The sequence below is a fragment of the Frankia sp. CcWB2 genome (assembly GCF_977927585.1).
Genome location: NZ_CDWRCM010000201.1, coordinates 1 through 455 on the forward strand (window position 1 = coordinate 1; position 455 = coordinate 455).

At 69.9% G+C, this 455-nt stretch carries 1 protein-coding gene; it reads right to left on the minus strand.

Annotated features, from left to right (window positions below; translation table 11 throughout):
• A partial coding sequence (locus ACY45C_RS17880; protein ID WP_462188706.1) for an MFS transporter occupies nt 1-455 on the minus strand: 455 nt, incomplete at both ends.

The following is a 455-nucleotide window of genomic DNA, read 5'->3' on the forward strand; positions in this document are numbered from 1 at the left end:
TAGCGGCGTCGATCCCTGGAGGATCAGGGTATAGATCGCCATCACCCGGCCTCGGTACTGCGGATCGCTGCCGAGCTGGATGCGGTGGTTCGCCGCCTGAGCGAAGTAGATCGTCGCGAAGCCGGTAGGGATCAGGAGCACGACCGCCATGGCATAGCTGGGCGCCCAGCCGGTCACCGTCTCCAGCAGGCCGAACGCGAGCGCGGATCCGATCACCGTGCCGGCCGACGGGCGGGTGCGGCGAGCGGTCGTCACGAGGGCCGCGAGCAGCGATCCGGCGGCGAGCCCGGTGGTGAGCAGCCCGAAGGCCGCCGCGTCGGCGTGAAATACCGTCCTGGCGAGCAGGGGCACGGTGAGCTGGAAGTTCAGGCCGAACAGCCCGATCGTCGCGACGAGTCCCAGCACGAGCACCAGGTCCTCCCGGCCGAGCACGTACCGCAGTCCGTCGACGACCC